Below are 22,343 nucleotides of genomic sequence, written 5' to 3' on the forward strand. Positions count from 1 at the left end.
TTCCTCAGCTATGCACTTTGAATGGGCCGTCGTGGACGGTATTCAATATCGCCTCGATGGCGGGGTGGGTAATCTTGCGCGCGTTGGAAATGGCATAGAACTGTTCACGCAATTCCGGCGCGTGGCCTACCAGCACCGCGCCTAACTGAGTCTTGATATCGGCTTCCAGCGCGGATGGGGCAAAGAACAGCCCCATGCCGTTACGGCCGAACGTATTCAGCATGGCGTTGTCTTCGAACTCGCCGGCGATTTCCGGCCGCACGCCATGCTGGATGAACCATGCATCGATGCGCCCGCGCAAAGCATTGTTACGGGTGGGGAGTAACAGCGGCGCGCCATCCAGACTGGCGGGGAAATTGCGCCGGAAGCGACGTGCCAGCGACTGGGTGCCAAACAGTTGCATATCGCTCTCGCCCAGCAGGTGGCTGAATACTTTCAGGCTGCCGCCGGCGCGCACGGTGCGGTCAGTCAGCACCACGTCGAGTTTGCCCAGTGCCAGATCGGCAAGCAGCGATTCGAATTCGTCTTCCATGCACACCAGCCGCACCTGCTGCGCCATCTGCTGGGTAGCCTGCAGCAGACGGTAGGCCACCAGTTTGGGCAGCGAGTCGGAAATGCCCACGGTGAGGCGCATCTTGCCCGCATCGGATTCTTCCAGTGCGTCCTGCAACTGGTCGCCCAGCAGGAAAATCTGCTCGCAGTAATTGAGTGCCAGCTTGCCCGCTTCCGTCGGTACCAGCCGTCGCCCCTGCGGCTCCAGCAACTGCTTGCCTAGGCTCTGCTCCAGCAAAGCCAGCTGCATGCTGATGGTCTGCACGGCCAGACCCAGCCGCTCCGCCGCACGGGTTACGCCGCCTTCTTTGGCCACCATGTAGAAGAAATACAGGTGGCGGAAATTCAATCCGGAATTCTTCATATCTTCTGTTTTTTCGAAGTAATGCTTCAATTATCTTCTATTTTTTAAAATCCGTTTTTTCTCTACACTGCATCCCATCGTTAAAACAACAAGTGGGTAAAACATGAAGCACTTCAAAGTGTCTTTCCTCGTCACTGCGCTATGTCTGGCAGCGGCGGGCTGGTGGGGATTCGAATTAAGCGGCTGGGGCGGCGCCCTGTCGGCCGTGGGTATCGCTGCAATTCTGGCGGCGATGGAAGTCTCGCTGTCGTTCGATAACGCAGTGGTGAATGCTTCAGTGCTGAAGACCTGGGATGAATACTGGCAGAAGCTGTTCCTCGGCGTGGGCATCATCATCGCCGTGTTCGGTATGCGTCTGCTGTTCCCGCTGGTGATCGTGGCGGTGGCTGCGGATATCGGCATCACGGATGTGTGGCATCTGGCGCTGAACGATCCTAAGACCTACTCCATGCACCTGACTAATCACCACGCGGAAGTGGCAGCCTTTGGTGGCATGTTCCTGCTGCTGGTATTCCTCAATTTCCTGTTCGACCACGAGAAGGAAGTGCACTGGCTGGGCCACGTCGAGCAGAAGCTGGGCGCACTGGGCAAGGTGTCTTCCATCGCGGTGATGATCGCCATGGGCGTGTTGCTGGGCTCCATGAGTCTGGTGGCGGAAGCGCAGAAGCTGGTCGTGCTGATTTCCGGTCTGTGGGGCATTCTGATCTACGTCGGTGTGGACGCTATCAGCAACCTGCTGGAGAAGGAAGAAGAGGGCAGCAATGTCGGTGATCTGGTGAAGAAGGGCGGTATCGGTGGCTTCCTGTATCTGGAAGTGCTGGATGCTTCGTTCAGCTTCGACGGTGTGATCGGTGCGTTTGCGATTACGACGGACGTGGTGATCATCATGCTGGGTCTGGCGATCGGTGCAATGTTCGTGCGTTCGCTGACGGTGTATCTGGTGAAGAAGGGCACGCTCGACGAATTCGTCTTCCTCGAACACGGCGCCCACTATGCCATCGGTATCCTCGCAGCGATCATGCTGGCCAGTATGAAGTACCACATTCCGGAACTGTTCACGGGTCTGATCGGCGTGGCCTTCATCGTTGCCTCGCTGTGGTCCTCGGTGCGCCACCGTCGCCAGCAGGAAGCTGCTGCGCTCACGGCCTGAACCGGGACCAACCAAGAATTCGGCGCGCCGTTAAAAACGGACACGGCACGCCGCCTGTAGTGTAGTGAGTCCGCTGTTTTTTTTAGGAGAAATACATCATGGCAATTAGTCTGCAAAAAGGTGGCAACGTTAATCTGAGCAAGGAAGCTCCCGGCCTGAACAAAGTGGTAATCGGTCTGGGCTGGGATGTGCGCAGCACCGACGGTAATCCCTTCGACCTCGATGGCTCGGCCTTCCTGCTGAAAGTCGATGGCAAGGTGCGTGCCGATAACGACTTCATCTTCTACAACAACCTCAAGTCGGCCGACCAGTCGGTGGCCCACTCGGGCGATAACCGCACCGGTGCCGGTGATGGCGACGACGAAACCGTCACCATCGATCTGACCCGCGTACCGGCCGATGTAGAACGCATCGCCATCTGCGCCACCATCCACGAGGGTGACCAGCGACGCCAGAACTTCGGCATGGTGCAGCGCGCATTCATCCGCTGCGTGAACGCGGCCAATAGTGGCGAGATCGCCCGCTTCGATCTGTCGGAAGACGGTTCGACCGAATCGGCCATGATCTTCGGTGAAGTCTATCGCCATGGCGGCGACTGGAAATTCAAGGCGGTCGGTCAGGGTTACAAGGGCGGTCTGGGCCCACTGGCCGCTTCGTTCGGCGTACGCGTTTAAACGGAAGGGGACCTTATCATGCCTGTATTTTCGATTACCGGTGACATCGATCCCTTCCTGCACGTGTCGCTCGCGCATGGCGAAAAAATCTATTGCGAATCCGACGCGATGGTGATGATGGAAGCGGGCCTCGATCTGAAGGGCAAGATAACCGGCGGCCTGGGGGCGGCGCTGATGCGTCGCTTCGCCAACGGCGAGTCCTTCTTCCAGCAGCATATCGAAGCCGTGCGCAGTGGCGGCGACTGCCTGCTGGCGCCACGCCTGCCTGGAGCCATGCAGGTGCTCGATGTGGGTGCGCGCCAGTATCTGCTGAGCGATGGCGCTTTCGTCGCCGCCAGCGACAAGGTGGAACTGAAAGTGCGCACCCAGAGTCTGGGCAATGCGCTGTTCGCCCAGAGCGGCGGCTTCTTCATCACCGAGACGGCCGGGGTAGGGCAGGTGGCGGTGTCGGGCTTCGGCGCGATCTCGCAGCTGGAAGTCACGCCCGGCAACGACATGATTATCGATAACGCCCACGTGGTGGCCTGGGATAGCACGCTGCGTTACGAGATCTCGGTGACCACTGGCAGCAGCGGCGGCTTCCTCGGCAATCTGGTGAATAGCCAGACCAGCGGCGAAGGCATGGTGCTGCGCTTCTCGGGGCAGGGCAAGATTCTGATCTGCTCGCGTAACCGCGCCGCCTTCCAGCTGTGGACACAGCGCGGTGCCGAGCAATAAACGATTTCAAGGAGTCAGCAATGACAGTTAATCTGAGTAAGGGCCAGAAAATTTCGCTGGCCAAAGAGAGTGGCGGCGCGCTCGGTCGCGTCACCATGGGGCTGGGCTGGGACGCCATCAAGAGCAAGGGCTTCTTCGGTTTCGGCGCGAAGTCGGAAGCCGTCGATCTGGATGCCTCCTGCGTGATGTTCGATGAAGCGGGACGCCCCGTCGATGTGATCTGGTTCCGCCAGCTGCGTAGCCGCGATGGCAGCGTGCTGCACACGGGCGATAACCGTACCGGCGCCGGTGATGGGGATGATGAGCAGATCAATGTGGATCTGAATGCCGTGCCGGAGTCCGTCAAGAGTCTGGTATTCACGGTGAACAGCTTTACCGGTCAGAATTTCGCGCAGGTGGAAAACGCCTATTGCCGACTGCTCGATGCCAGCCAGAACAAGGAAGTGGCACGCTTCAATCTGTCCGTGCAGGGCCCCCACTCGGCGCAGATCATGGCCAAGCTGTATCGCCATAACGGCGAATGGAAAATGCATGCGATCGGTGAAAACGGCAATGGCCGCACGTTCGATGAATTGCTGCCGCAGATAGCCGCCCACCTGTAATCCGTTTCTGTAGTCCGGCTTTTGTAGTCGCCCTTGGCAGCGGGGAAGTTCTCCCGCTGCTTTTTTTCGCCCAAAATTTCTGTATGGGAAAGTTAATGCATGTGAAGCATGTCGTACGACGTGTAACATCTATGTAATATGACAATGTTACTGTTCCGCCACTTTAACTAACAGTAACGGATTCTGTCATGCGTCATTTCGCTCCCCGTCCTTTGATTCTGGCCTTCAGTGTGGCACTCGCTGTCAGCGGCTGCGGCTCCAATGTGGAAGATCAGCCTTTGGTCATTCCGCCAGCACCGGCCGATCAGGGTGCGGCCGAGGTGGTGGCCATACCGGCTGCGACCGCCTTTGTCGATACTATCGCCACCAATCAGCGCGGCGATGCGCGCTATGCCACGCTGGCCACCAATGCCGGTGTGCGCGTGCTGGGCGGCTTCCTGCAGATCTGGAAACCGCTGACGGAAATTGTCGATGCCGGTGTGACGGCCCCTGCCGTTGATGGCTTTCCGGCCGTGGTGGCATCCAAATGGACGGGGGTACCGAACGATGGTACGCCGGACGGTACGGTGCTGAATGCCGCCGTGCATGCCGCCAACATCGGCTATGTGGTCACGGCCACGGCCAACCGCACTGCCGCACAGGGCGTGCAGGCCTACCTCGATGACCGCCGCGGTAAAGGCTATAGCGTCACCGAAGGTCTGGGCCCGTTGACGGCCGCATGGCGTAGCGCTGCCCAGCAGACCACCACCATTACCGGCGTGCCGGCGGATGCCACCAGCGTGCTGTACAACGATGGCGGCAACAATACGGGCGTGGGCGGCACTGCCAATCCAGCCTTTGGCAGCGTGGTCGATCTGGTGAACCTGGTGGGTAATAATGCTTCGACCGAACCGGCCAAGCGTTTCTACAAATATGCCCGTCCGTACCGCTGGAGCAGCAGCGTGCAGGTATTGCCGGCGCTGATGCCGGCCAAGAGCAGTACGCCGGCTACGGATGGCGGTTTTACCAGTGGTCACTCGGCTGAGGCGGTGCGCGATGCCGTGGCCATGGCTTATGCTTTGCCCGAGCGTTATCAGGAAATTCTCAGCCGTGGTCTGGAGCTGGGCGAATCGCGTATCTTTGCCGGTATGCACTCGCCACTCGATGTGCTGAGTGGCCGTATTCTCGGTCAGGCCAGCGCCGCTGCCAATCTGGCGGATGCCGCTAACGCCGCCAAGAAGGCTGCTGCCGTGACGCAGGCCCATACCACGCTGATGGCGGCCACCGGCACCACGGCCGATACCTTTGCCGCGTTTGCCCAGTCCGGCACGCTAGCGAATGACCGCTTTGCCGATTACAGCGTCAACAAGGCGAACTACCTGCGCCGCAGTACCTATGGCTTGGCAACTATCGGCGCGACCAATCAGGCGGCGGTGGTGCCTAAGGGGGCCGAAGTGCTGCTGGAAACCCGTCAGCCTTACCTCAGCGATGCGCAGCGCCGCGTGGTGCTGAAAACCACGGCATTGCCGTCCGGCTACCCAGTGATGGACGACGCCGAAGGCTGGGGCCGTCTGAACCTGTTTGCGGCGGCCGATGGTTATGCCGCCTTCACGGGCAATGTGGTGATCAGCATGGATGCCAGCAAGGGTGGTTTCAATGCGGCCGACCGCTGGCGCAACGATATCAGCGGCACGGGCAAACTGGTGAAACAGGGCACGGGCGTGCTCAAACTGGCCGGTAACAATAGCTGGAGCGGCGGGGTAGAGCTGACGGCCGGCGGCCTGCAGGGCGAATCCGTTACAGCTTTCGGTAGCGGTGATGTCTATGTGAGCGGCGGTACGCTGACCGTGGCTGCGCCGGGCGCACTCAAGCTGGCAGGCAAATACACCCAGCTGAGCGGTACCACGGCTACGGAACTGGTGCTGGGGGCTAACGGACAAGGCAGCCTGAGTGTGGGTGGTACGGCAACACTGGGCGGCGGTACGCTGCGCGTCAAGTTCGCCAACGGCTACAAACCTAAGGCGGGCGATAGTCTGGCCGTGCTGACTGCTGCGAGTCTGAAAGGCCGTTACACCAGCATCAGCGTGGACGGCTTCAGCAATGTTACGCCGGTGTATGGTGCCACGACGTTGACCTTGAATCTGGCTAACTAAGCGAGTTCTCCCCCGCATGTATCTGTGGATTGTGCAGGAATTTGCCGATTTTTTGTGAATTATTCATAGCTATTGGCAATTTTTGCACAATTTATAGAAAGTTCCTTCGCGGAATAATACTTGAGCCTAAGCTACGGCTATAATCAAGCCATGGAAAAGCTCAAGGATTATGCGGAAGTCGTGAGTCGCGCCGAGCGCGGCGAACTGGTATTTCCCACCAGCGTCAATGCAGCCTTGCGGCTGCAGCTGGCGCTGGCTGATCCGGATTGCGAGATGGAAGACGTGATCCGCAAAGTGCTGGCCGAGCCGCAACTGGCGGCCCGCACGGTGGCGCTGGCCAATGCGGCTGCGTTCAACCGCAGCAGTTCGCCCGTTACCAGCGTGCGGGTAGCGGTGCAGCGGCTGGGTTTCCGTCACCTGTATTCCATGGCCGCGTCCATGGTGGTGCGTCAGTTCGGCAACCGCATCAATGATCCCACATTGCGTGCCAAGGCCGATCAACTGTGGCAGCACACGGCCCACGTGGCGGCACTGAGCTACATCATCGGCCGCAAACTGACCCATACCGATCCTGACACCGCGCTATTCGCTGCCATCGTGCACGAGGCAGGCGGTTTCTATCTGCTGTCCTGCGCCGACGAATTGCCCGGGCTGCTGGACCATCCGGAACAGTGGCAGGGCGCTGCGCAGGAAATCATCACGCGCGAAATGATGCGCAAGATGGCGATACCTGAGCCTGTCAGTCAGGCCATCGTGGCGCTGCGTGGCGCCAGCCTGATGCCGCCACCGATAGGCTTGCGCGATACGCTGCTGGTGGCGCGTGCGCTGGCACCTGTGCCATCACCGCTGGCCACCGAGCCTACCCACGCCAGTCTGCTCGAGTTCATCGACGGCAATGTGGCGCTGGCCCAGATACTGGAAGAATCGGCCGAAGACGCTGCTTCCATGAGCGCCGCGCTGCTGGCCTGATTTTGCCTGCCTCTTTCTCTGACCTGCCGTAGCGTGTATGCTAACGGTCATCAGACAACCTTACGCTTACCATGAATCAGAATTTAGCCCAGCCTAGCAGCCTGCCTCCCGCGCCGGTGAAAAAGCATCGCAACCTCGCCCAGGGCGTGGTGGCGACCATCACCGGCAGCATACAGGCGGGTACGCTCAAGCCCGGCGAAAAGCTGCCGACCGAATCCGTCATCATGGAAATGCACGGCGTCAGCCGCACCGTGGTGCGCGAAGCGATCTCCCATCTGCAGGCCGCCGGGCTGGTGCAGACCCGTCACGGCATCGGCACGTTTGTGCTGGAGCCGCCTGCAGCCAGCCTGCGCATCTCGGCCGATACCATCCGCACCATCGCCGATGTGCTGGCGATACTGGAACTGCGTATCAGTCTGGAGACGGAAGCCGCATGGCTGGCGGCCACCCGCCGCAGTGAGGAGCAGGTAGCGGAAATGGGCGCAGTGCTGAAACGCATCCAGGCATCGCAGAGCCGGCCCGGTTCGGTCGAATCCGATGTGGCCTTCCACCTGCTGATCGCGCAGGCTACCGGCAACCGCTATTTCGTCGATATCCTCAGCGATCTGGGCCACACCATCATTCCCCGTGCCCGCGTCGATTCGGCCCAGCTGGCCCATGATGACCCGAATGTCTATCTGGAACGCCTGAACCGCGAGCACGAGGATATCTACAACGCCATCGCCCGCAAAGATGCGGAAGCGGCCCGTGCCGCCATGCGCACTCACCTTAGCAATAGCCGTGAACGCCTGCGCCGCGCGCAGGATGGCATTGCTGCGCAAGACGCCTGAAAACCACGATTTTTCAACGCTGCAGGAGATTTTGCTAAATCGCTTGCCTGCGTTTCGATATAGTTGTACGATGTCATACAACACGACGCAATCAGAGCGCGCGCTTTTACGTCCACCTTATCAACCCCACACACTGGAGACTGTATGCAACCGAATGACCTCAAAAAAATCCTCTCTTCCGGACTGCTGTCGTTTCCGGTGACCGACTTCGACGCGGAAGGTAATTTCCGTAAGTCGACCTATATCGAACGTCTGGAATGGCTGGCGCCATACGGTGCTAGCGCGCTGTTCGCCGCCGGTGGTACGGGCGAGTTCTTCTCGCTGGAAGCGGGCGAATACAGCGACATCATCAAGACCGCGGTCGATACCTGCGCCGGTAAAGTGCCAATTCTGGCCGGTGTTGGTGGCCCGACCCGCGTGGCTGCCGCGTATGCGCGCGAAGCCGAACGTCTGGGCGCCGATGGTCTGCTGCTGTTGCCGCACTATCTGACCGAAGCTAGCCAGGATGGTCTGATCGATCACGTCGAACAGGTCTGCAAAGCCACCCGTCTGGGCGTGGTGGTGTACAACCGTGCTAACTGCCGCCTGACGCCGGACTCGCTGGCCAAACTGGCCGATCGCTGCCCGAACCTGATCGGCTTCAAGGATGGCGTGGGCGATATCGAACTAATGGTATCGATCTGGCGCCGTATGGGCGACCGCTTCAGCTACCTCGGTGGCCTGCCAACCGCGGAAGTCTACGCTGCCGCCTACAAGGCACTGGGTACGCCGGTGTACTCGTCGGCCGTGTTCAACTTCATGCCGAAACTGGCGATGGACTTCTACCATGCCGTGGCTTCGGACAACCACGCCGAACAGAATCGCATGCTGGACGAGTTCTTCCTGCCGTATCTGGAGATCCGCAACCGCAAAGCCGGTTACGCAGTCAGCATCGTCAAGGCGGGTGCCCGTCTGGTTGGTCATGACGCCGGCCCTGTGCGCGCTCCGCTGACCGACCTGACGGCAGAAGAATGCGATATGCTCGATAAACTGATCCGCAAGCAAGGCCCGCAATAAGCCTGCGCTGGTTTCAATCTCTGTACGCACCGCCGCGGCATCTGGCCGCGCGGTGCGCTTTAACTTCGGGTGAAATATGAGTAAACCATTCAAACGTATTCTGCTGACCGGCGCGGCCGGTGGTCTGGGCAAAATTCTGCGCGAGCGCATCAAGCCCTGGGCCGATGTGGTACGCCTGTCCGACATTGGCGAAATGGCGCCGGCCGGTGAAGGCGAGGAAGTCGTGCGCTGCGATCTGGCTGACAAGGCAGCCGTGATCAAGCTGCTGGAAGGCGTGGATGTGGTGCTGCACTTCGGCGGTATCTCGACCGAGAATACTTTCGAAAACATCATGGCGGCGAATATCGCCGGTACCTACAACCTGTATGAAGCGGCGCACAAGAACGGCGTCAAGCGTATTGTGTTCGCCAGCTCGAATCACACCATCGGCTTCTACAAGACCACCGATTACATCGACGCTGACAGCCCGACGCGTCCGGACAGCCTGTATGGCGTCAGCAAATGCTTCGGCGAGTCGCTGTCGCGCTACTACTACGACAGCGTGGGCATCGAGACCGTTTGCCTGCGTATCGGTTCGTCCTTCCCTGAGCCAATCAATCCGCGCATGCTGGTGACGTGGTTCAGCTACGACGATCTGGTGGAATCGCTGCGCTGCTCGCTGTTCGCGCCGCGCGTGGGTCACACCATTCTGTTCGGTGCGTCCGCCAATCCGGCTAGCTGGTGGGATAACAGCAAGGCCGAGCATCTGGGCTTCCGGCCGAAAGATAGCTCGCTGCAGTTTGCCGACAAGTTCCCGCCGACGGGTAACTATCCGGCGGCCGACGATCGCGCCACCATCTATCAGGGCGGTGGTTTCGTGGTGCCCGGTCCGCAATATCAGCAGACCTGATCGCACCAGTTTGCGATAGCGGAGTATACTGACCGGCGCCCACTAGTGGCGCTGGTTTTGTCTTTGCGCCGCTTATGCGCAGTACAACAGAACACTTATGCTGAACACCGCGCAGGTGTTGCAGCAATCAGCACAATTCATGATGTAGCAAGGTGTGGCGAGGCCGCACTGAGGAATCAATTTACGGAGGCTTTATGCAAGTTGCAGGCGAAATGATCATCGGCCGTAGCGCGTTGTTCGGCAAAGAAGGCACGATGAAGGCAGTGGACCCATCGCGTAACGTGGAAATCGAACCGGCATTCGGTCTGGCTGGCGTAGCAGATCTGCAGCGCGCTTGCGAACTGGCCGAGCAGGCTTTCGATGTGTACCGCGCTACCGGTCTGGAAGCGCGCGCCAAGTTCCTCGAAACCATCGCTGACCGCATCATGGATCTGGGTGCTACCCTGATCGAACGCGCGATGCAGGAAACCGGTCTGCCGCAAGTGCGTCTGGAGGGTGAACGTGGCCGTACCTGCAACCAGTTGCGCCTGTTTGCCAAAGTGGTGCGCGATGGCCGCTGGCAGTCGGCTACGCTGGATTCGGCGCTGCCGGAACGTACCCCGCCACGTCCTGATCTGCGTCTGCGCAAGATCGGTCTGGGCCCGGTCGCCGTGTTCGGCGCCAGTAACTTCCCGCTGGCTTTCTCGGTAGCCGGTGGTGATACCGCTTCGGCACTGGCAGCCGGTTGCCCTGTGGTCGTCAAAGCTCACTCGGCCCACCTTGGCACCTCCGAGCTGGTAGGTAAAGCGGTGGCACGCGCAGCAGAAGAATGCGGTATGCCGGAAGGCGTGTTCTCGCTGCTGATCGGCTCCGGCCAGACCATCGGTCAGGAACTGGTCGCCCATCCGGCCATCAAGGCCGTCGGCTTCACCGGCTCGCGCCATGGCGGCATTGCGCTGATGCGCACTGCGGCGGCACGTAAAGAGCCGATCCCTGTGTATGCCGAAATGAGCTCCATCAATCCGGTGTTCCTGCTGCCGGGCGCCCTCGATAATCCTAAGCTGCCACAGGCGTTTGCTGATTCGCTGACCATGGGCTCGGGCCAGTTCTGCACCAACCCCGGCATGCTGGTTGGTCTGAAGAGCGACAAGCTGGATGCTTTCGTAGCAGCGGTCGCCGGTACCATCGGCGCCAAGCCGGCCACCACCATGCTGACTCCGGGCATCCATAAAGCCTATGTGACGGGCGTTGCAGCGCTGGCCAGCATTGCCGGCGTTAGCCAGAAGGCCGCCGGTCAGGGCACCGATGCGCCATGCGCAGCACAGGCTTTCCTGTATCAGGTTCCTGCTAGCGAATTCCTCAGCAACCCAGCACTGGAAGGCGAAATCTTCGGACCGACTTCGCTGCTGGTGGTGTGCGACGATGAAGCGCAGATGCTGGCCGTGGCCGAACACGTGGAAGGCCAGCTGACGTCGGCCGTACACGCGACGGCAGATGACCGCGCACTGGCCGCCAAGCTGCTGCCTACGCTGGAGCGCAAAGTGGGCCGCATTCTGTTCAACGGCTTCGGCACCGGTGTGGAAGTGGCGCATGCCATGGTGCACGGTGGTCCATTCCCGTCCACTTCGGACAGCCGCACCACCTCGGTGGGCGCTTCCGCGATCGACCGCTTCCTGCGTCCGGTCTGCTATCAGGACGTGCCATCCTACCTGCTGCCGGAAGCACTGGCCGACGCCAACCCGCAGAACATTCCGCGTGTGGTGAACGGTGATCTGGTCTGGAACGGCTAAGTTGGAAAAGCTGAACAACGTTAGCTGCAAGGTGGGCGAAAGCCCTACCTGGCATGCTGGCGAGGGCGCGTGGTACTGGGTCGACATTGCGCAGCAGCGCGTATGGCGACTCGATGCCGCCACCGGCGCCACCCGTTACTGGGTGGCGGACGAGATGGTGGCCTGCGTGGCGCCCCGTTCGGACGGCGGCCTGATTGCCGGCATGGAGTCCGGCATCTTCGCGCTCGAGCTGGATGCCTGCACGGCACTGGCGCAGCGCAAGCTGGCGGCGCCGGCCAGTGGTCTGGGCGAGGGCATGCGCTTCAACGATGGCCGCTGCGACCGTCAGGGCCGCTACTGGAGCGGCACCATGTTCATGGACATGGCGGCAGCCCGTGCGGTGGGCCAGCTGTATCGCTATGACTCGGTGCGCGGGCTGTCGGCACCGTTCGTCTCGGGCTTGCTGACCCAGAACGGGCTGGCATTCTCGCCCGATGGCCGCACCATGTATCTGTCGGATTCGCATCCGGTACGGCGCATGGTGTGGGCGTTCGATTACGACATTGCTGATGGCGTGCCCAGTAATCAGCGCGTGTTTGCCGACATGACGGCGATGGCTGGTCGGCCGGATGGTGCGGCGATCGATGCCGATGGCTGCTACTGGGTATGCGGTAACGATGATGGCTGCGTGCTGCGCTTTACGCCGGATGGCAAGCTCGATCGCCGGCTGGACGTACCAATGCTGAAGCCATCCATGTGCGCGTTCGGCGGCAAGAACCTCGACACGCTGATGGTCACCTCTATCATTTCCGGCAAACCGGAAGATGCCGAGTGGGGCGGTGCAGTCGTGCTGCTGCAGCCCGGAGTACAGGGCGTGGCGGACACGCTATTCGCGGCCTGAGCGCAACGCGGGCCAGCCCTTCATTCACACCACATGAAGCAGTGAGTCGCAGCGCGCTGCGCTCACTGCTTTTTCAATTGCAGACGGAACTGCGTAGTCCACTGGCCGTTCAACAGCATCTCGCTGTGGGCTTCGTAGCCATCGGCTGAAGACGGCGTCCAGTGCACGCGATAGCGTAGCGCTTTGCCGGCTGCCACGTAGTCTGTCTCGGGGAATTCCAGCCCGTCCTTGCTAGCGAGCATAGTGCCACGACTATAGCCACCGCCATTCTCTACATACAGGAACGCTACCTGTTTGCTGGCGCTGTCGTAGTAGTACAGCGTTTCGCCGACATAGTCGGGCCGTCCTGCCGCCCTGACGGTATGCACATCACGCAGCACGTGCCCCTCATACTGCCACTGGAAGCAGTGTTCATCCGTGGTTTTGCCATCGGCGAAACTACCTTTCCAGCAGTGCCCTGCCAGAAAAGCCATAGGCTGCAATGGCGTGGCCGGTGCAGCCTGTACGCCCGTTGCTGCCAGCAGAAGTATCGGTATGAGTTTGCGCATGGCCCAGCTCCTCGTAAAGCGATGGGCCAAGTATACGCTAGCTTCAGACGGACAGCGTGATGCTGCGGCTCAGGCGGTGTTTTCTATTCATCCGAATTATTGAATTCACCGAGGAAGATCATGGCCGGCGCGGGGCGTGACGAGTAGCCCAGATCACGCACCGGATCGATGCCCGCCTGCTGCAGGTAGTTCCAGTGGTCGTCCGAGTTGTACTGGGCTGGCCGGTAGGACAGTCCCCCCTTTTTGTTCCAGTCCGACCACGGCGCGAGCCGGTTGATATGGCTGCCGATGCGCGAGTTGAGTACCACCATTTTGCCGACCGCTTCCAGCGAAGTGCGCGCTACCGTACCCTTCGGTGCCTGATAGCCGTTGCTGGCACCGTAGCTGCAGACATAGCCATCCACCGCTACCGGTGCGTACGGGCTGCAGCGCGCGCTATGGAACCACTGGCGCAGCAAGGAGAATTTGCCGGCGCGGGCGTTGGCTGAATTGTCGTGCGTGAAGTGGCACTGGTCGAACACGAAGCCGTAGCGGGTGTTGAGGTGGGTATCCGGCGCGGCGACGTAAGAGGTGCCACGATCGCCCAGCGTGCGGATTTCGCTCTGGTAGAAATAGGCTGTGCTGTCACCGAAGATGAAGTCCACATCGCCTTCGATATACGACTTGTTGAAGAAGCTGCGGCTGGTGCTGCCGATCTGGGGCGACTTCAGATACAGGGTGTCCTGAAAGCCCAGCAGGCGGATATTCTCGAACTGTGCTTGGTCGGCACCGTCGACCTGTAGCGCTAGCGCCTGATGGTGCACATTGTTGACGTTAGGGAGTTCTTCCGCACGGGCGTTGCCGATATCCTTGTTGTAGCCGTTTTCGAAGGTCAGGTTACGTGCCTGAAACCCGTTATTCTGCACCCACACCGTGGCAGTGGCCATGGTGCCGATCTGGGGGCGGTCTTTGATGTTGGCAAACATGGCCTGTACTTCAGGCGCTGCGTCGCTGAACTGGGCACCATGGCGGGCGCTATATTCCGCGCCGGAATTCGAGGCGTCAAGCTTGGCCGTGATGCGTGTCGCACTGGCGTCTTTGCCTTCACCATACATCGTCAGCGGTGCAGTGACTGCCGGCACGTAGACCAGTTCATGGTAGACACCCGGCTTGATCAGCAGGTAGCGCCGGCGCGCAGGGTCGCGCTTGCTGTCGCTGATGGCGCGGTTAACGGCCTGCTGCACGGTGCGGAATTGTCTGACGCCGTCGGCAGAACCGTTCTGATCGACGATGTAGTCCGGCGTAAAGCTGGCGCCACGTGCCAGTGGATCATTCAAGGGATCCCATGGATCGATGCGCTCCTTGCCTGCCAGGCCGACGTACTTCAGCACTTCGCTGTAGCTGTACTGCTTGGCCTGTTCCAGACTTAACTGGGGACGGCTGGCGCGCGCTACCATCTCGGGGTAGGGCTGCAGACGCTGTTCGCAGTTGCTGCGCGCGGCAGCGTCGGCGCCATCTACCGTGCCGCTAACGCTGGCAAATTCTATGGTGCTAGCGCTGCCCGCTGCTATGGAAACCTGATCGAGCTTCACCTGCAGCGGATGGGCTGCATCGTAGCCGGCAATCACGACGCGGCCGGGCGTCACGCTATGCACATTTTCCAGCGTAATGTCGCGGTAGAGCGGTATCAGCTTGCCGCTGGCGCGCGGATTGTAGCGCGTGCTGATATCGATTGGCGTTTTGACCGTGCGCTGGCAGACATCGCGGTACTGCACCTGTTCGACTATGCCGCCGCGCGAGATATCGCTCTTGATGCGCAGGCCGGAAGTGGTGCCGTCCAGCGTGAGGTCCTGCACCAGCACGCGGCGCACACCGCCATTGGTCTCGCTGCCGATGGACATGCCGTGGCCGCTGTAAAAATGGTTGTGCAGGATCGAGATATTTTCCGATGGACCGCTGCTATTGGCCTTGATGGCGATGTTGTCGTCGCCCGTGCGGATAAAACTGTGGGCAATCGTGATGTTGCGCGAGGAGATAGGATCGATGCCATCCGTGTTGCGCGCCGTGGCGGGCGTATCGATGCGCACGCTCCATGCGGTAAAACCGTCTACACCGTTCAGCGTGACATGGAAGTTAGGTGAATTGCGCAGGGCGATACGGTGCAGCGTGAAATTGCGCGAGCCTGTTACTTCGATCAGGCGCGGCACGTTCTGATGCGCGTCTTCTTTCTGGGCGCGGCGTGCCAGCTGCCACCACGATACGCTCAAGCCCTCCACCACACGGCCACCCTGACCGTCGATGATGCCATCGCCGTAGATGCCGCTGCCGTCGGTATTCTGGGCACTGATGAAGGGCTTGCAGCCTTTGCTGGCATCGGTGATGGTGCCGCAGGTTCTAGCGCCACGGTCATACAGTTTGGGGTTGCGGCTGGCGTACAGTGTCACGCCCTGATCGATCAGCAAGCTAACGCCGCTGCGCAGGGTGAGCGGGCCGGCGACGAACCCGCTCTGGCCGGCGGCGGCACTCAGGCGCACTGCCTGACCGGCCGCACAATGGTCGATGGCCTGCTGCAGGCGCGCGGTATCGTCGCTGGCTGAAGTGGACGCGGCTGCTGTTGCTACTAGCGTGCTGCAGGTGGGCGGCGCAATCGGTTCCTGCACTTTGCGGCTGTCCTGCGCCTGCGCTGTTATTGCTAGTGCACTGGCGTAGAGCAGGCCTGCCATCTGAGCCAGATCTGGCAGGGCGCGCTTCATTGCTCGCTCTCCGGTTTGAAGTAGCCGGCAGTTTCGGGCAGCGCACGCTTCATTTCATCCATCACCATGCGCGAGAAATAGGCTGCGCCTTTGCTGCCCACATGGGTGCGGTCAAAGGCGGATTTGGCGGCGCCCGCCACTTCCACTTTGGTGCTGCCATTGGCGGCATCGTTGAAGTTTTCCGGCCGTGGTACCACGGCCAGCGTATCGGCTTCATCCTGCCCCATGGCCTGTACGGCGGCATAGCTTTCGGCGTTCAGGTCAAGCAGGGCGACCTGCTGCTCGGCAGCGGTAGCGCGTATCACTTCTGCCCATGGCTGCAGATTATTTTCCAGAACCTTGTCCTTGAAGGTGCGGCGCGTCAGCGGCGTCAGCAGCACGGGGATACCGCCCAGTGCGCGTACTTCGCGCACATAGCGCGCCATATTGACGGGGAATTCGGTTTTCAGATCGGTCGAGCGGCCCGGCTTGCCCGGCTGGTCGTTGTGGCCGAACTGTATCAGCACATAGGTGCTGCGGTAGGCGGCGCTGCCGCGCAGCAGCCCTTCGACTTCATCCCAGCGGCCTTCGGCGCGGAAGCTGCCGGAACTACGGCCCCCTTTGGCCAGATTCAGACAGGTGTGGGCGCGATTCACGCGGGCGCAGAAGGCATCGCCATAGCCACTGCTATTGGCCATGGTGGAATCGCCCACCAGCACTATGCGGATAGGTTTGGCGGGAACCTCGGCAGCGTGGCCGGTGGCTAGGCAGAGCATCAGGGTGCTGGCCAGTGCGCTGGTGCGGCAGAATCGGAGTAGTTTCATGGATGGTCAGGCAGATAAAAAAAGCGCCGGCCTAGAACAGACCGGCGCTTAAACTCAGGCGGAGAGTTTGACGGATCAGGTCTAGGCTGGGTAAGCCGTGACGAGGCAGGCCTCGTCACGGGATTTAACATCTAGACTCTGTTAGAACGTGTAGGTGGCACGTACATTGTAGGCGCGGCCGATCGGGCTGGCAGCGCTACTCAGGTAACCAAAGCTATACAGGCTGCTGTTGGTGACTGGCGGATTCACGTTGAACAGGTTGGTGATACCGGCGGTAACCGAGATGTTCTTGAAGCCGCTGTAGGTGGTGGTCAGGTTCCACACCTTGTAGGAATTGATGTTGCGCCAGTATTGCTGCGCCACCAGATTCTGGTCGGTGTATTTGGAGTTGTAGTTCTGGGTCAGCTGGCTGTTCCAGTTGCCGGCAGCCCAGTTCAGTTTCAGCGTGTGCTTCCAGCGATAGGTAATGATAGGGAAGCTGGAAGTGGTGCCGTTGCTGGCCAGACCGAACTGACCGACGTTGGAAACATAAGGGCTGCCTTTATCCAGCTGGTTGTCGAACTGGGTCAGATAGGTGCCATCGAGCGAAACCTTGAAGGTGCCGAACGAGGTTTTCGGGAACATATAGGCAGCCGACACGTCGATACCGGCAGCTTTCTGGCCACCCAGATTCATGGTGGTGTTCTTGATGAAGTTGATGGTGCCGTCGGCGTTACGCACGAAGTAGGCCGCGTACTTCACTGGATCGAGGAAGTAGACCTGTTCTGGCAGATTGGCCAGCATGTCGGTCATCTTGATGTTCCAGTAGTCCAGCGAGATCGACGAGCTGGAAGTTGGCTCGAACACGGTCCCCAGCGTGAAGCCTTTGGATTTTTCCGGTACTAGTTCCGAATTGGAGCCGGTCTGCTTAGGCAGGGTGGTGTTGCAGACGGTGGAAGCCACATAGCCCGGCAGCGCTTTGCCGGTGCCAGCGACGCCTGGCGTGCCGCCTGGGCAGAGCACCGGATCATCCCACTTGGCAGCGGTCAGGCCGGTAGCGCCGGGCAGACGGTAGCCGTAACGGTCGAACAGGGTCGGTGCACGGAAGCCGGTGTTGGCCGAGCCGCGGAACATCAGCTGTTTCGAAGGCTCGTAGCGGAAGCTGATTTTCGGATTGATGGTGTTACCGAAGTCGCTGAAATGGTCGTCACGTACGGCGGCATTCAGTTCCAGTTTTTTGGTCAGCGGGATATTCAGCTCGGCGAACAGTGCGGCCACGTTGCGCTGGCCTTCGCCGTGCGAGGGCGAGCTGTTGGCGTAGGTGACTTCGCCCGACAGCGGCAGCTTGGTGTCTTCCGTGGTGTCGCGGTGCAGATCGGCACCCAGTGCCAGTGCCAGTGCGCCGCCTTCCAGATCCATCAGCGAGCGGCTAGCCGTGACGTCGATGCCGGTAAAGGTGGATTTCGAAGTACGGTTCTTCTGGCCGTCGACCTTGATCGATTCCAGATAGGCTTTGCCGTCGGCGTCCTGCAGTCCGAACGGATTGAGCTGGCCGCCTTTCAGGCCATCGAGCAGACCCTGACCTTTGACGTAGCCCGAGTGGTAGTAGTTATCGCGGTTGGAAATACCGATGACCAGGCCGGCCTTGTAGTCCCACTCGCCGACTTTGCCTTCGTCGCTGATGGCGAAGCGCTGGTTCAGCTGCACGTCTTTGGTGGTCGCCAGACCCAGATCGGCTACCGCCCAGGTGACCGTCAGCGGTGCGTTGTTCAGACCAGCCACGGCAGGCACGCCGCCCGCTTTACCCGGATACCATTTGCTGGTCGATGGCAGGGTTGCTGCGACACCGTTGACAGCCAGTGCGTTGGTCGGGTTCTTGGTGCCGAGGATGAATTCTTCGCCGCGCGAGTAGTCCAGAGTGATGACGTGATCTTCACTCAATTTCTTGGCAGCGCGAGCGTAGAAAGTCACCTGCTGGTTAGCATACAGCGAGGTGCCATATTCGTTGGCGTTGAGGATACAGGTGCCTTTCTGGCCGCTGATCGAGTAAGGAGCCAGACAGCCGGTGCTGCCATACGGGTTCTGTGCGGTTTTGTTGGTGGCGGTGGTGAAGTTGGCCGGGGTAGCATTGCCGCCCGTGCCCAGCGTCGGGGCGCGGCCGATGCTGGTCAGCAGTTCGGCCGAGCTCAGGTCGGCGCGATCGGACGAGGCCAGACGGGTGCGCTGGTGGGCATCGATGGTGCCGTAGAAGCTCCAGCCGTCGCGTTCCAGATTACCTTTACCCCAGGTGATGCTGGCACGCTGTTCGTCGCCGCCGCCGTTGCGTTCTGGCTGAACTGCCTGACCCGTCAGCGACAGACCTTCGAACGAGGTCTTGGTGATGAAGTTGACCACGCCGCCGATGGCGTCCGAGCCGTAGATCGAGGATGCACCGTCACGCAGAATTTCCACACGGGCGATAGCGCTCATCGGAATCACGTCCAGATTGGCGTAACCGTCGGCGATCGCTTCGTTGGCCAGACGGCGGCCATTCAGCAGCACCAGCGTGCGGTTCACACCGAGGCCGCGCAGATTGATGTTGGTGCCGGAGCCGGCGTTGGATGGTGCCAGCGAAGCCGATTGCGGCAGCGTCATCATCACATCGGCCAGTGTGGTCATACCCTGCTTGATGAAGTCTTCGGCCTTGACGGTGCTGACCGGCAGCGAAGCTTCCGTGGCCAGACGCTTGATGCTGGAACCGGTGACTTCCACGCGGGTGATGGCGCCTTCGCCAGTCTGTTGTGCAGCGGCCTGATTGGCCAGGGTCAGTACGGCCACCGTGATGGCCGACAGCAGCAAGCGAGGTTGTGCAGAGCGTTGCTGTGCGGGCTGTTTCATACGAGTCTCCTTGGTTTTGAATAAAGTTATACGCGCGCTGAAAAGCGCTAGCGTGTGTGGAGCACCTCGCGTACTCCGTGCCGTTGAGACGAGGGTCGCTGCGTGGAACGCGCGCCGAGGTCGCAAGCCGGTCGATAACTTGATTACTTTGTTATGCGCGGACCAGCAGCTAGGCTGGCCCTGCGTTACTGCTTGATTCTTAATGCTACTGCTACTGCTACTGCAACGCGCCGGCGGTTAGCCGCGCGAGAAGGTACGGGTCACACGCTCGAGGTGGGAGCGCATGGCTTTGCGTGCTGCAGCCGGATCGTGGGCGGCAATCGCCTCCAGAATGCGGCGGTGATCTTTCAGGGTTTCCTGCCGCAGTTCCTCGGTCTGGAAGTGTTCTTTCAGTTTGTGCCACAGGCGGCCACGCTGGTCCCACAGATAGTTGAGCGAACCTACCAGCGCGCTATTGCCGGTGGCACGCGCGATCGACAGGTGGAAGTTGCGGTCGGCCTGCTCATTGCTGGCGTAGTTGTCGTGGTTCTTTTCCATCTCTTCGACGGCGTGCAGAATGTCGTCGATGGCGCTATCGGTGGCCACGCGCGCTGCAATGGCAGCGATTTCCGATTCGATCAGGCGGCGTGCCGACAGCACTTCGAATGGGCCCGGACCGGCTTCGGCCAGTTCGGCTGCACTCGGTTGTGCTTCCTCGCACACATACACGCCAGAGCCGCCACGTACTTCGATCACGCCACTGAGTTCCAGCGCAATCAGTGCTTCGCGCAGCGAGGCACGGCTGACATTGAGCTTGGTAGACAGGTCGCGTTCGGATGGCAGGCGCTCGCCGCCGGCGATATGTTCTTCACGGATCAGTTCCTGTATGCGGTTAGCCACCACGCGATACAGACGCGGTTCGTGGGTGGAGCTATCGGCAACGGAGGACAGTTTTTTCTGCATGGTCTCGTTATGTTCTTGGTAAGCATCTAAGTGCTTAGTGGTTAGACGAATTCTAAGGTGGTCAGACCAAAGAAGCAATGTGGACTAGCCAAAATAATTTTTAGCTGTCATACTCGAATCGTGTTGTAACGCTGGATTATCCCTATTTACAGGGGTAAAGCTTTGAAAAATAAGCGATTTTACACTGTGGCGCGTAGACCACAAAGCGCAGGCGGAAGATGCCGCCGGAAGTGGCCTGACCACTTTTTACAACACCTGCAACAGAAAAAAACAACGATATTCGAGACGCCGAACACAGCAAAGGACGCCAGATGAGCACACCCGCCAGCGCCGCCACACCGCGCTACATCCTCATGCATGAAAACGATAACGTTGCGATCGTCGTCAACGATGGCGGCCTGCCGGCCGGCACCGTGTTCGAGAACGGCCTGACGCTGCGCGAGGCCGTGCCGCAAGGGCACAAGGTCGCGCTGCGTGCGCTGGCCAAGGGCGAAGCGGTACGGCGCTACAACGTCACCATCGGCTATGCGGCCTGCGATCTGCCAGCCGGTAGCTGGGTAGCGGAAGCACAGGTGGAGATGCCGGATGCGCGCGAACTGGTCAACCTGCCCGTATCGACCAATCTGGCGGCGCCGGCAGCGCCGCTGGAAGGCTATACCTTCGAGGGCTACCGCAATCCTGATGGTAGTGTTGGCACGCGCAATATTCTGGCGATAACCACTACCGTGCAATGCGTGTCCGGCGTGGTGGACTTTGCCGTACAGCGTATCAAAAATGAATTGCTGCCCAAGTATCCCAACGTGGATGATGTAGTGGGGCTCGAACATACTTATGGTTGTGGCGTGGCGATCGATGCGCCCGGTGCCATGGTGCCTATCCAGACGCTGCGCAACATCACCCTCAATCCCAACTTCGGCGGGCAGGCCATGGTGGTCAGCCTCGGTTGCGAAAAGCTGCAGCCTACGCGTCTGTTCCCGAAAGGCGCCATCCCCATCCAGAATGGCGGCGGTGCCGATCCGGCGCTGGTCTGTCTGCAGGACGCCCAGCATGTGGGCTTTATGTCGATGATCGAGTCGATCATGCAGCAGGCCGAAACCAATCTGGCTGCGCTGAATGCACGGCGGCGCGAGACGGTGCCGGCTTCCGAGCTGGTGGTGGGCGTGCAGTGCGGCGGCAGCGATGCCTTCTCCGGTGTGACGGCGAATCCGGCAGTAGGTTTTGCGACGGATCTGCTGGTGCGCGCCGGTGCCACGGTGATGTTCTCGGAGGTGACGGAGGTACGCGACGGTATCGATCAGCTGACGGCGCGCGCGGCCACGCCGGAAGTGGCGCAGGCCATGATCCGCGAAATGGAGTGGTACGACAATTATCTGAAGCGGGGCGGGGTAGACCGCAGCGCCAACACTACGCCGGGCAACAAGAAGGGCGGCCTGTCCAACATCGTGGAAAAGGCCATGGGCTCTATCGTCAAATCCGGCAGCAGTCCGATTTCGGGTGTGCTGTCGCCCGGTGAAAAACTGCGCCAGAAGGGGCTGATCTACGCGGCTACGCCGGCCAGCGATTTTATCTGCGGCACGCTGCAACTGGCGGCCGGCATGAATCTGCATGTGTTCACCACGGGCCGCGGCACGCCTTATGGTCTGGCCGAAGTGCCGGTGATTAAAGTGGCGACGCGTAACGACCTGGCGGCGCGCTGGCATGATCTGATGGACATTAATGCTGGCCGTATCGCCAGCGGTGAAGCCAGCATTGCCGACGTGGGCTGGGAACTGTTCCACCTGCTGCTAGAAGTCGCCAGCGGCCGCGAGACGTGGGCCGAGAAGTGGAAACTGCATAACTCCCTTGTACTGTTTAATCCAGCTCCCGTGACTTGACTCC

General features: G+C 60.4%; 18 protein-coding genes. 12 read left to right on the plus strand and 6 right to left on the minus strand.

Features of this window, described 5'->3' with window-relative positions; translation table 11 throughout:
* Nucleotides 1–4: 4 nt before the first annotated feature.
* Nucleotides 5–916, minus strand: a complete 912-nt coding sequence (gene nhaR, locus ABNT42_RS17880) for a transcriptional activator NhaR (protein WP_348699217.1) — start codon at nt 914–916, stop codon at nt 5–7.
* Between the two features lie 103 nt (nt 917–1,019).
* On the opposite strand from nhaR, the gene ABNT42_RS17885 reads away from it, so the two are divergent.
* The 11 genes from ABNT42_RS17885 (at nt 1,020) to ABNT42_RS17935 (ending at nt 12,584) form a co-directional block, all read left to right on the plus strand.
* Nucleotides 1,020–2,066, plus strand: coding sequence for a DUF475 domain-containing protein (locus ABNT42_RS17885; RefSeq protein ID WP_348699219.1), 1,047 nt, complete (start codon nt 1,020–1,022; stop codon nt 2,064–2,066).
* Between the two features lie 98 nt (nt 2,067–2,164).
* Entirely contained in the window at nt 2,165–2,740 is a 576-nt protein-coding gene (locus ABNT42_RS17890; protein WP_348699221.1) for a TerD family protein, read from the plus strand.
* An 18-nt stretch (nt 2,741–2,758) separates the two neighbouring features.
* Nucleotides 2,759–3,457 (plus strand): TIGR00266 family protein, encoded by a 699-nt coding sequence (locus ABNT42_RS17895; protein WP_348699222.1) that lies wholly within the window; start codon nt 2,759–2,761, stop codon nt 3,455–3,457.
* 20 nt (nt 3,458–3,477) lie between these two features.
* Complete coding sequence (locus tag ABNT42_RS17900; RefSeq protein WP_348699224.1) at nt 3,478–4,059, plus strand: TerD family protein; 582 nt, start codon at nt 3,478–3,480, stop codon at nt 4,057–4,059.
* Nucleotides 4,060–4,247: 188 nt separating this feature from the next.
* Nucleotides 4,248–6,191 carry a phosphatase PAP2 family protein gene (locus ABNT42_RS17905; RefSeq protein WP_348699226.1) on the plus strand — a complete coding sequence of 648 codons (1,944 nt, stop codon included), beginning with the start codon at nt 4,248–4,250 and terminating at the stop codon, nt 6,189–6,191.
* Between the two features lie 150 nt (nt 6,192–6,341).
* Entirely contained in the window at nt 6,342–7,160 is an 819-nt protein-coding gene (locus tag ABNT42_RS17910) for an HDOD domain-containing protein (protein WP_348700117.1), read from the plus strand.
* A gap of 71 nt (nt 7,161–7,231) precedes the next feature.
* Nucleotides 7,232–7,990 carry a FadR/GntR family transcriptional regulator gene (locus tag ABNT42_RS17915; RefSeq protein ID WP_348699228.1) on the plus strand — a complete coding sequence of 253 codons (759 nt, stop codon included), beginning with the start codon at nt 7,232–7,234 and terminating at the stop codon, nt 7,988–7,990.
* 144 nt (nt 7,991–8,134) lie between these two features.
* A complete protein-coding gene (kdgD, locus tag ABNT42_RS17920) occupies nt 8,135–9,046 on the plus strand; it encodes a 5-dehydro-4-deoxyglucarate dehydratase (protein WP_348699230.1) in 912 nt (303 codons plus the stop codon).
* Nucleotides 9,047–9,122: 76 nt separating this feature from the next.
* Nucleotides 9,123–9,935: an NAD(P)-dependent oxidoreductase gene (locus tag ABNT42_RS17925; protein WP_348699232.1), complete on the plus strand. Its 813-nt coding sequence runs from the start codon at nt 9,123–9,125 to the stop codon at nt 9,933–9,935.
* Nucleotides 9,936–10,129: 194 nt separating this feature from the next.
* Nucleotides 10,130–11,704 (plus strand): aldehyde dehydrogenase (NADP(+)), encoded by a 1,575-nt coding sequence (locus ABNT42_RS17930; RefSeq protein WP_348699233.1) that lies wholly within the window; start codon nt 10,130–10,132, stop codon nt 11,702–11,704.
* 1 nt (nt 11,705) lies between these two features.
* The gene (locus ABNT42_RS17935) at nt 11,706–12,584 is read left to right on the plus strand and encodes an SMP-30/gluconolactonase/LRE family protein (protein WP_348699234.1); all 879 of its coding nucleotides are present in this window, start codon (nt 11,706–11,708) and stop codon (nt 12,582–12,584) included.
* Between the two features lie 62 nt (nt 12,585–12,646).
* Here ABNT42_RS17935 and ABNT42_RS17940 read toward each other — a convergent pair whose 3' ends face one another.
* The 5 genes from ABNT42_RS17940 to ABNT42_RS17960 form a co-directional block, all read right to left on the minus strand.
* Nucleotides 12,647–13,132 carry a hypothetical protein gene (locus ABNT42_RS17940; protein ID WP_348699235.1) on the minus strand — a complete coding sequence of 162 codons (486 nt, stop codon included), beginning with the start codon at nt 13,130–13,132 and terminating at the stop codon, nt 12,647–12,649.
* An 83-nt stretch (nt 13,133–13,215) separates the two neighbouring features.
* Complete coding sequence (locus ABNT42_RS17945) at nt 13,216–15,864, minus strand: pectinesterase family protein (protein WP_348699236.1); 2,649 nt, start codon at nt 15,862–15,864, stop codon at nt 13,216–13,218.
* Nucleotides 15,861–16,667, minus strand: a complete 807-nt coding sequence (locus tag ABNT42_RS17950; RefSeq protein ID WP_348699238.1) for a rhamnogalacturonan acetylesterase — start codon at nt 16,665–16,667, stop codon at nt 15,861–15,863. The genes ABNT42_RS17945 and ABNT42_RS17950 overlap by 4 nt, the downstream gene beginning before the upstream one ends.
* A gap of 141 nt (nt 16,668–16,808) precedes the next feature.
* Nucleotides 16,809–19,523 carry a TonB-dependent receptor gene (locus ABNT42_RS17955; protein WP_348699240.1) on the minus strand — a complete coding sequence of 905 codons (2,715 nt, stop codon included), beginning with the start codon at nt 19,521–19,523 and terminating at the stop codon, nt 16,809–16,811.
* Between the two features lie 237 nt (nt 19,524–19,760).
* Nucleotides 19,761–20,465 (minus strand): FadR/GntR family transcriptional regulator, encoded by a 705-nt coding sequence (locus ABNT42_RS17960; RefSeq protein ID WP_348699241.1) that lies wholly within the window; start codon nt 20,463–20,465, stop codon nt 19,761–19,763.
* 311 nt (nt 20,466–20,776) lie between these two features.
* Between ABNT42_RS17960 and garD the strand changes: the two genes are divergently transcribed.
* Nucleotides 20,777–22,339, plus strand: coding sequence for a galactarate dehydratase (garD, locus tag ABNT42_RS17965; RefSeq protein WP_348699243.1), 1,563 nt, complete (start codon nt 20,777–20,779; stop codon nt 22,337–22,339).
* Nucleotides 22,340–22,343 lie beyond the last annotated feature (4 nt).

The sequence above is a fragment of the Duganella fentianensis genome (assembly GCF_964031615.1).
GTDB lineage: Bacteria > Pseudomonadota > Gammaproteobacteria > Burkholderiales > Burkholderiaceae_D > Rugamonas > Rugamonas fentianensis_A.

Coding starts and splice junctions, on each gene's coding strand:
- ABNT42_RS17950 (WP_348699238.1), bottom strand. CDS start 16,667: ATGAAACTACTCCGATTCTGCCGCACCAGCGCACTGGCCAGCACCCTG.
- ABNT42_RS17885 (WP_348699219.1), top strand. CDS start 1,020: ATGAAGCACTTCAAAGTGTCTTTCCTCGTCACTGCGCTATGTCTGGCA.
- ABNT42_RS17905 (WP_348699226.1), top strand. CDS start 4,248: ATGCGTCATTTCGCTCCCCGTCCTTTGATTCTGGCCTTCAGTGTGGCA.
- ABNT42_RS17890 (WP_348699221.1), top strand. CDS start 2,165: ATGGCAATTAGTCTGCAAAAAGGTGGCAACGTTAATCTGAGCAAGGAA.
- kdgD (WP_348699230.1), top strand. CDS start 8,135: ATGCAACCGAATGACCTCAAAAAAATCCTCTCTTCCGGACTGCTGTCG.
- garD (WP_348699243.1), top strand. CDS start 20,777: ATGAGCACACCCGCCAGCGCCGCCACACCGCGCTACATCCTCATGCAT.
- nhaR (WP_348699217.1), bottom strand. CDS start 916: ATGAAGAATTCCGGATTGAATTTCCGCCACCTGTATTTCTTCTACATG.
- ABNT42_RS17895 (WP_348699222.1), top strand. CDS start 2,759: ATGCCTGTATTTTCGATTACCGGTGACATCGATCCCTTCCTGCACGTG.
- ABNT42_RS17945 (WP_348699236.1), bottom strand. CDS start 15,864: ATGAAGCGCGCCCTGCCAGATCTGGCTCAGATGGCAGGCCTGCTCTAC.
- ABNT42_RS17955 (WP_348699240.1), bottom strand. CDS start 19,523: ATGAAACAGCCCGCACAGCAACGCTCTGCACAACCTCGCTTGCTGCTG.
- ABNT42_RS17960 (WP_348699241.1), bottom strand. CDS start 20,465: ATGCAGAAAAAACTGTCCTCCGTTGCCGATAGCTCCACCCACGAACCG.
- ABNT42_RS17900 (WP_348699224.1), top strand. CDS start 3,478: ATGACAGTTAATCTGAGTAAGGGCCAGAAAATTTCGCTGGCCAAAGAG.
- ABNT42_RS17930 (WP_348699233.1), top strand. CDS start 10,130: ATGCAAGTTGCAGGCGAAATGATCATCGGCCGTAGCGCGTTGTTCGGC.
- ABNT42_RS17915 (WP_348699228.1), top strand. CDS start 7,232: ATGAATCAGAATTTAGCCCAGCCTAGCAGCCTGCCTCCCGCGCCGGTG.
- ABNT42_RS17940 (WP_348699235.1), bottom strand. CDS start 13,132: ATGCGCAAACTCATACCGATACTTCTGCTGGCAGCAACGGGCGTACAG.
- ABNT42_RS17925 (WP_348699232.1), top strand. CDS start 9,123: ATGAGTAAACCATTCAAACGTATTCTGCTGACCGGCGCGGCCGGTGGT.
- ABNT42_RS17910 (WP_348700117.1), top strand. CDS start 6,342: ATGGAAAAGCTCAAGGATTATGCGGAAGTCGTGAGTCGCGCCGAGCGC.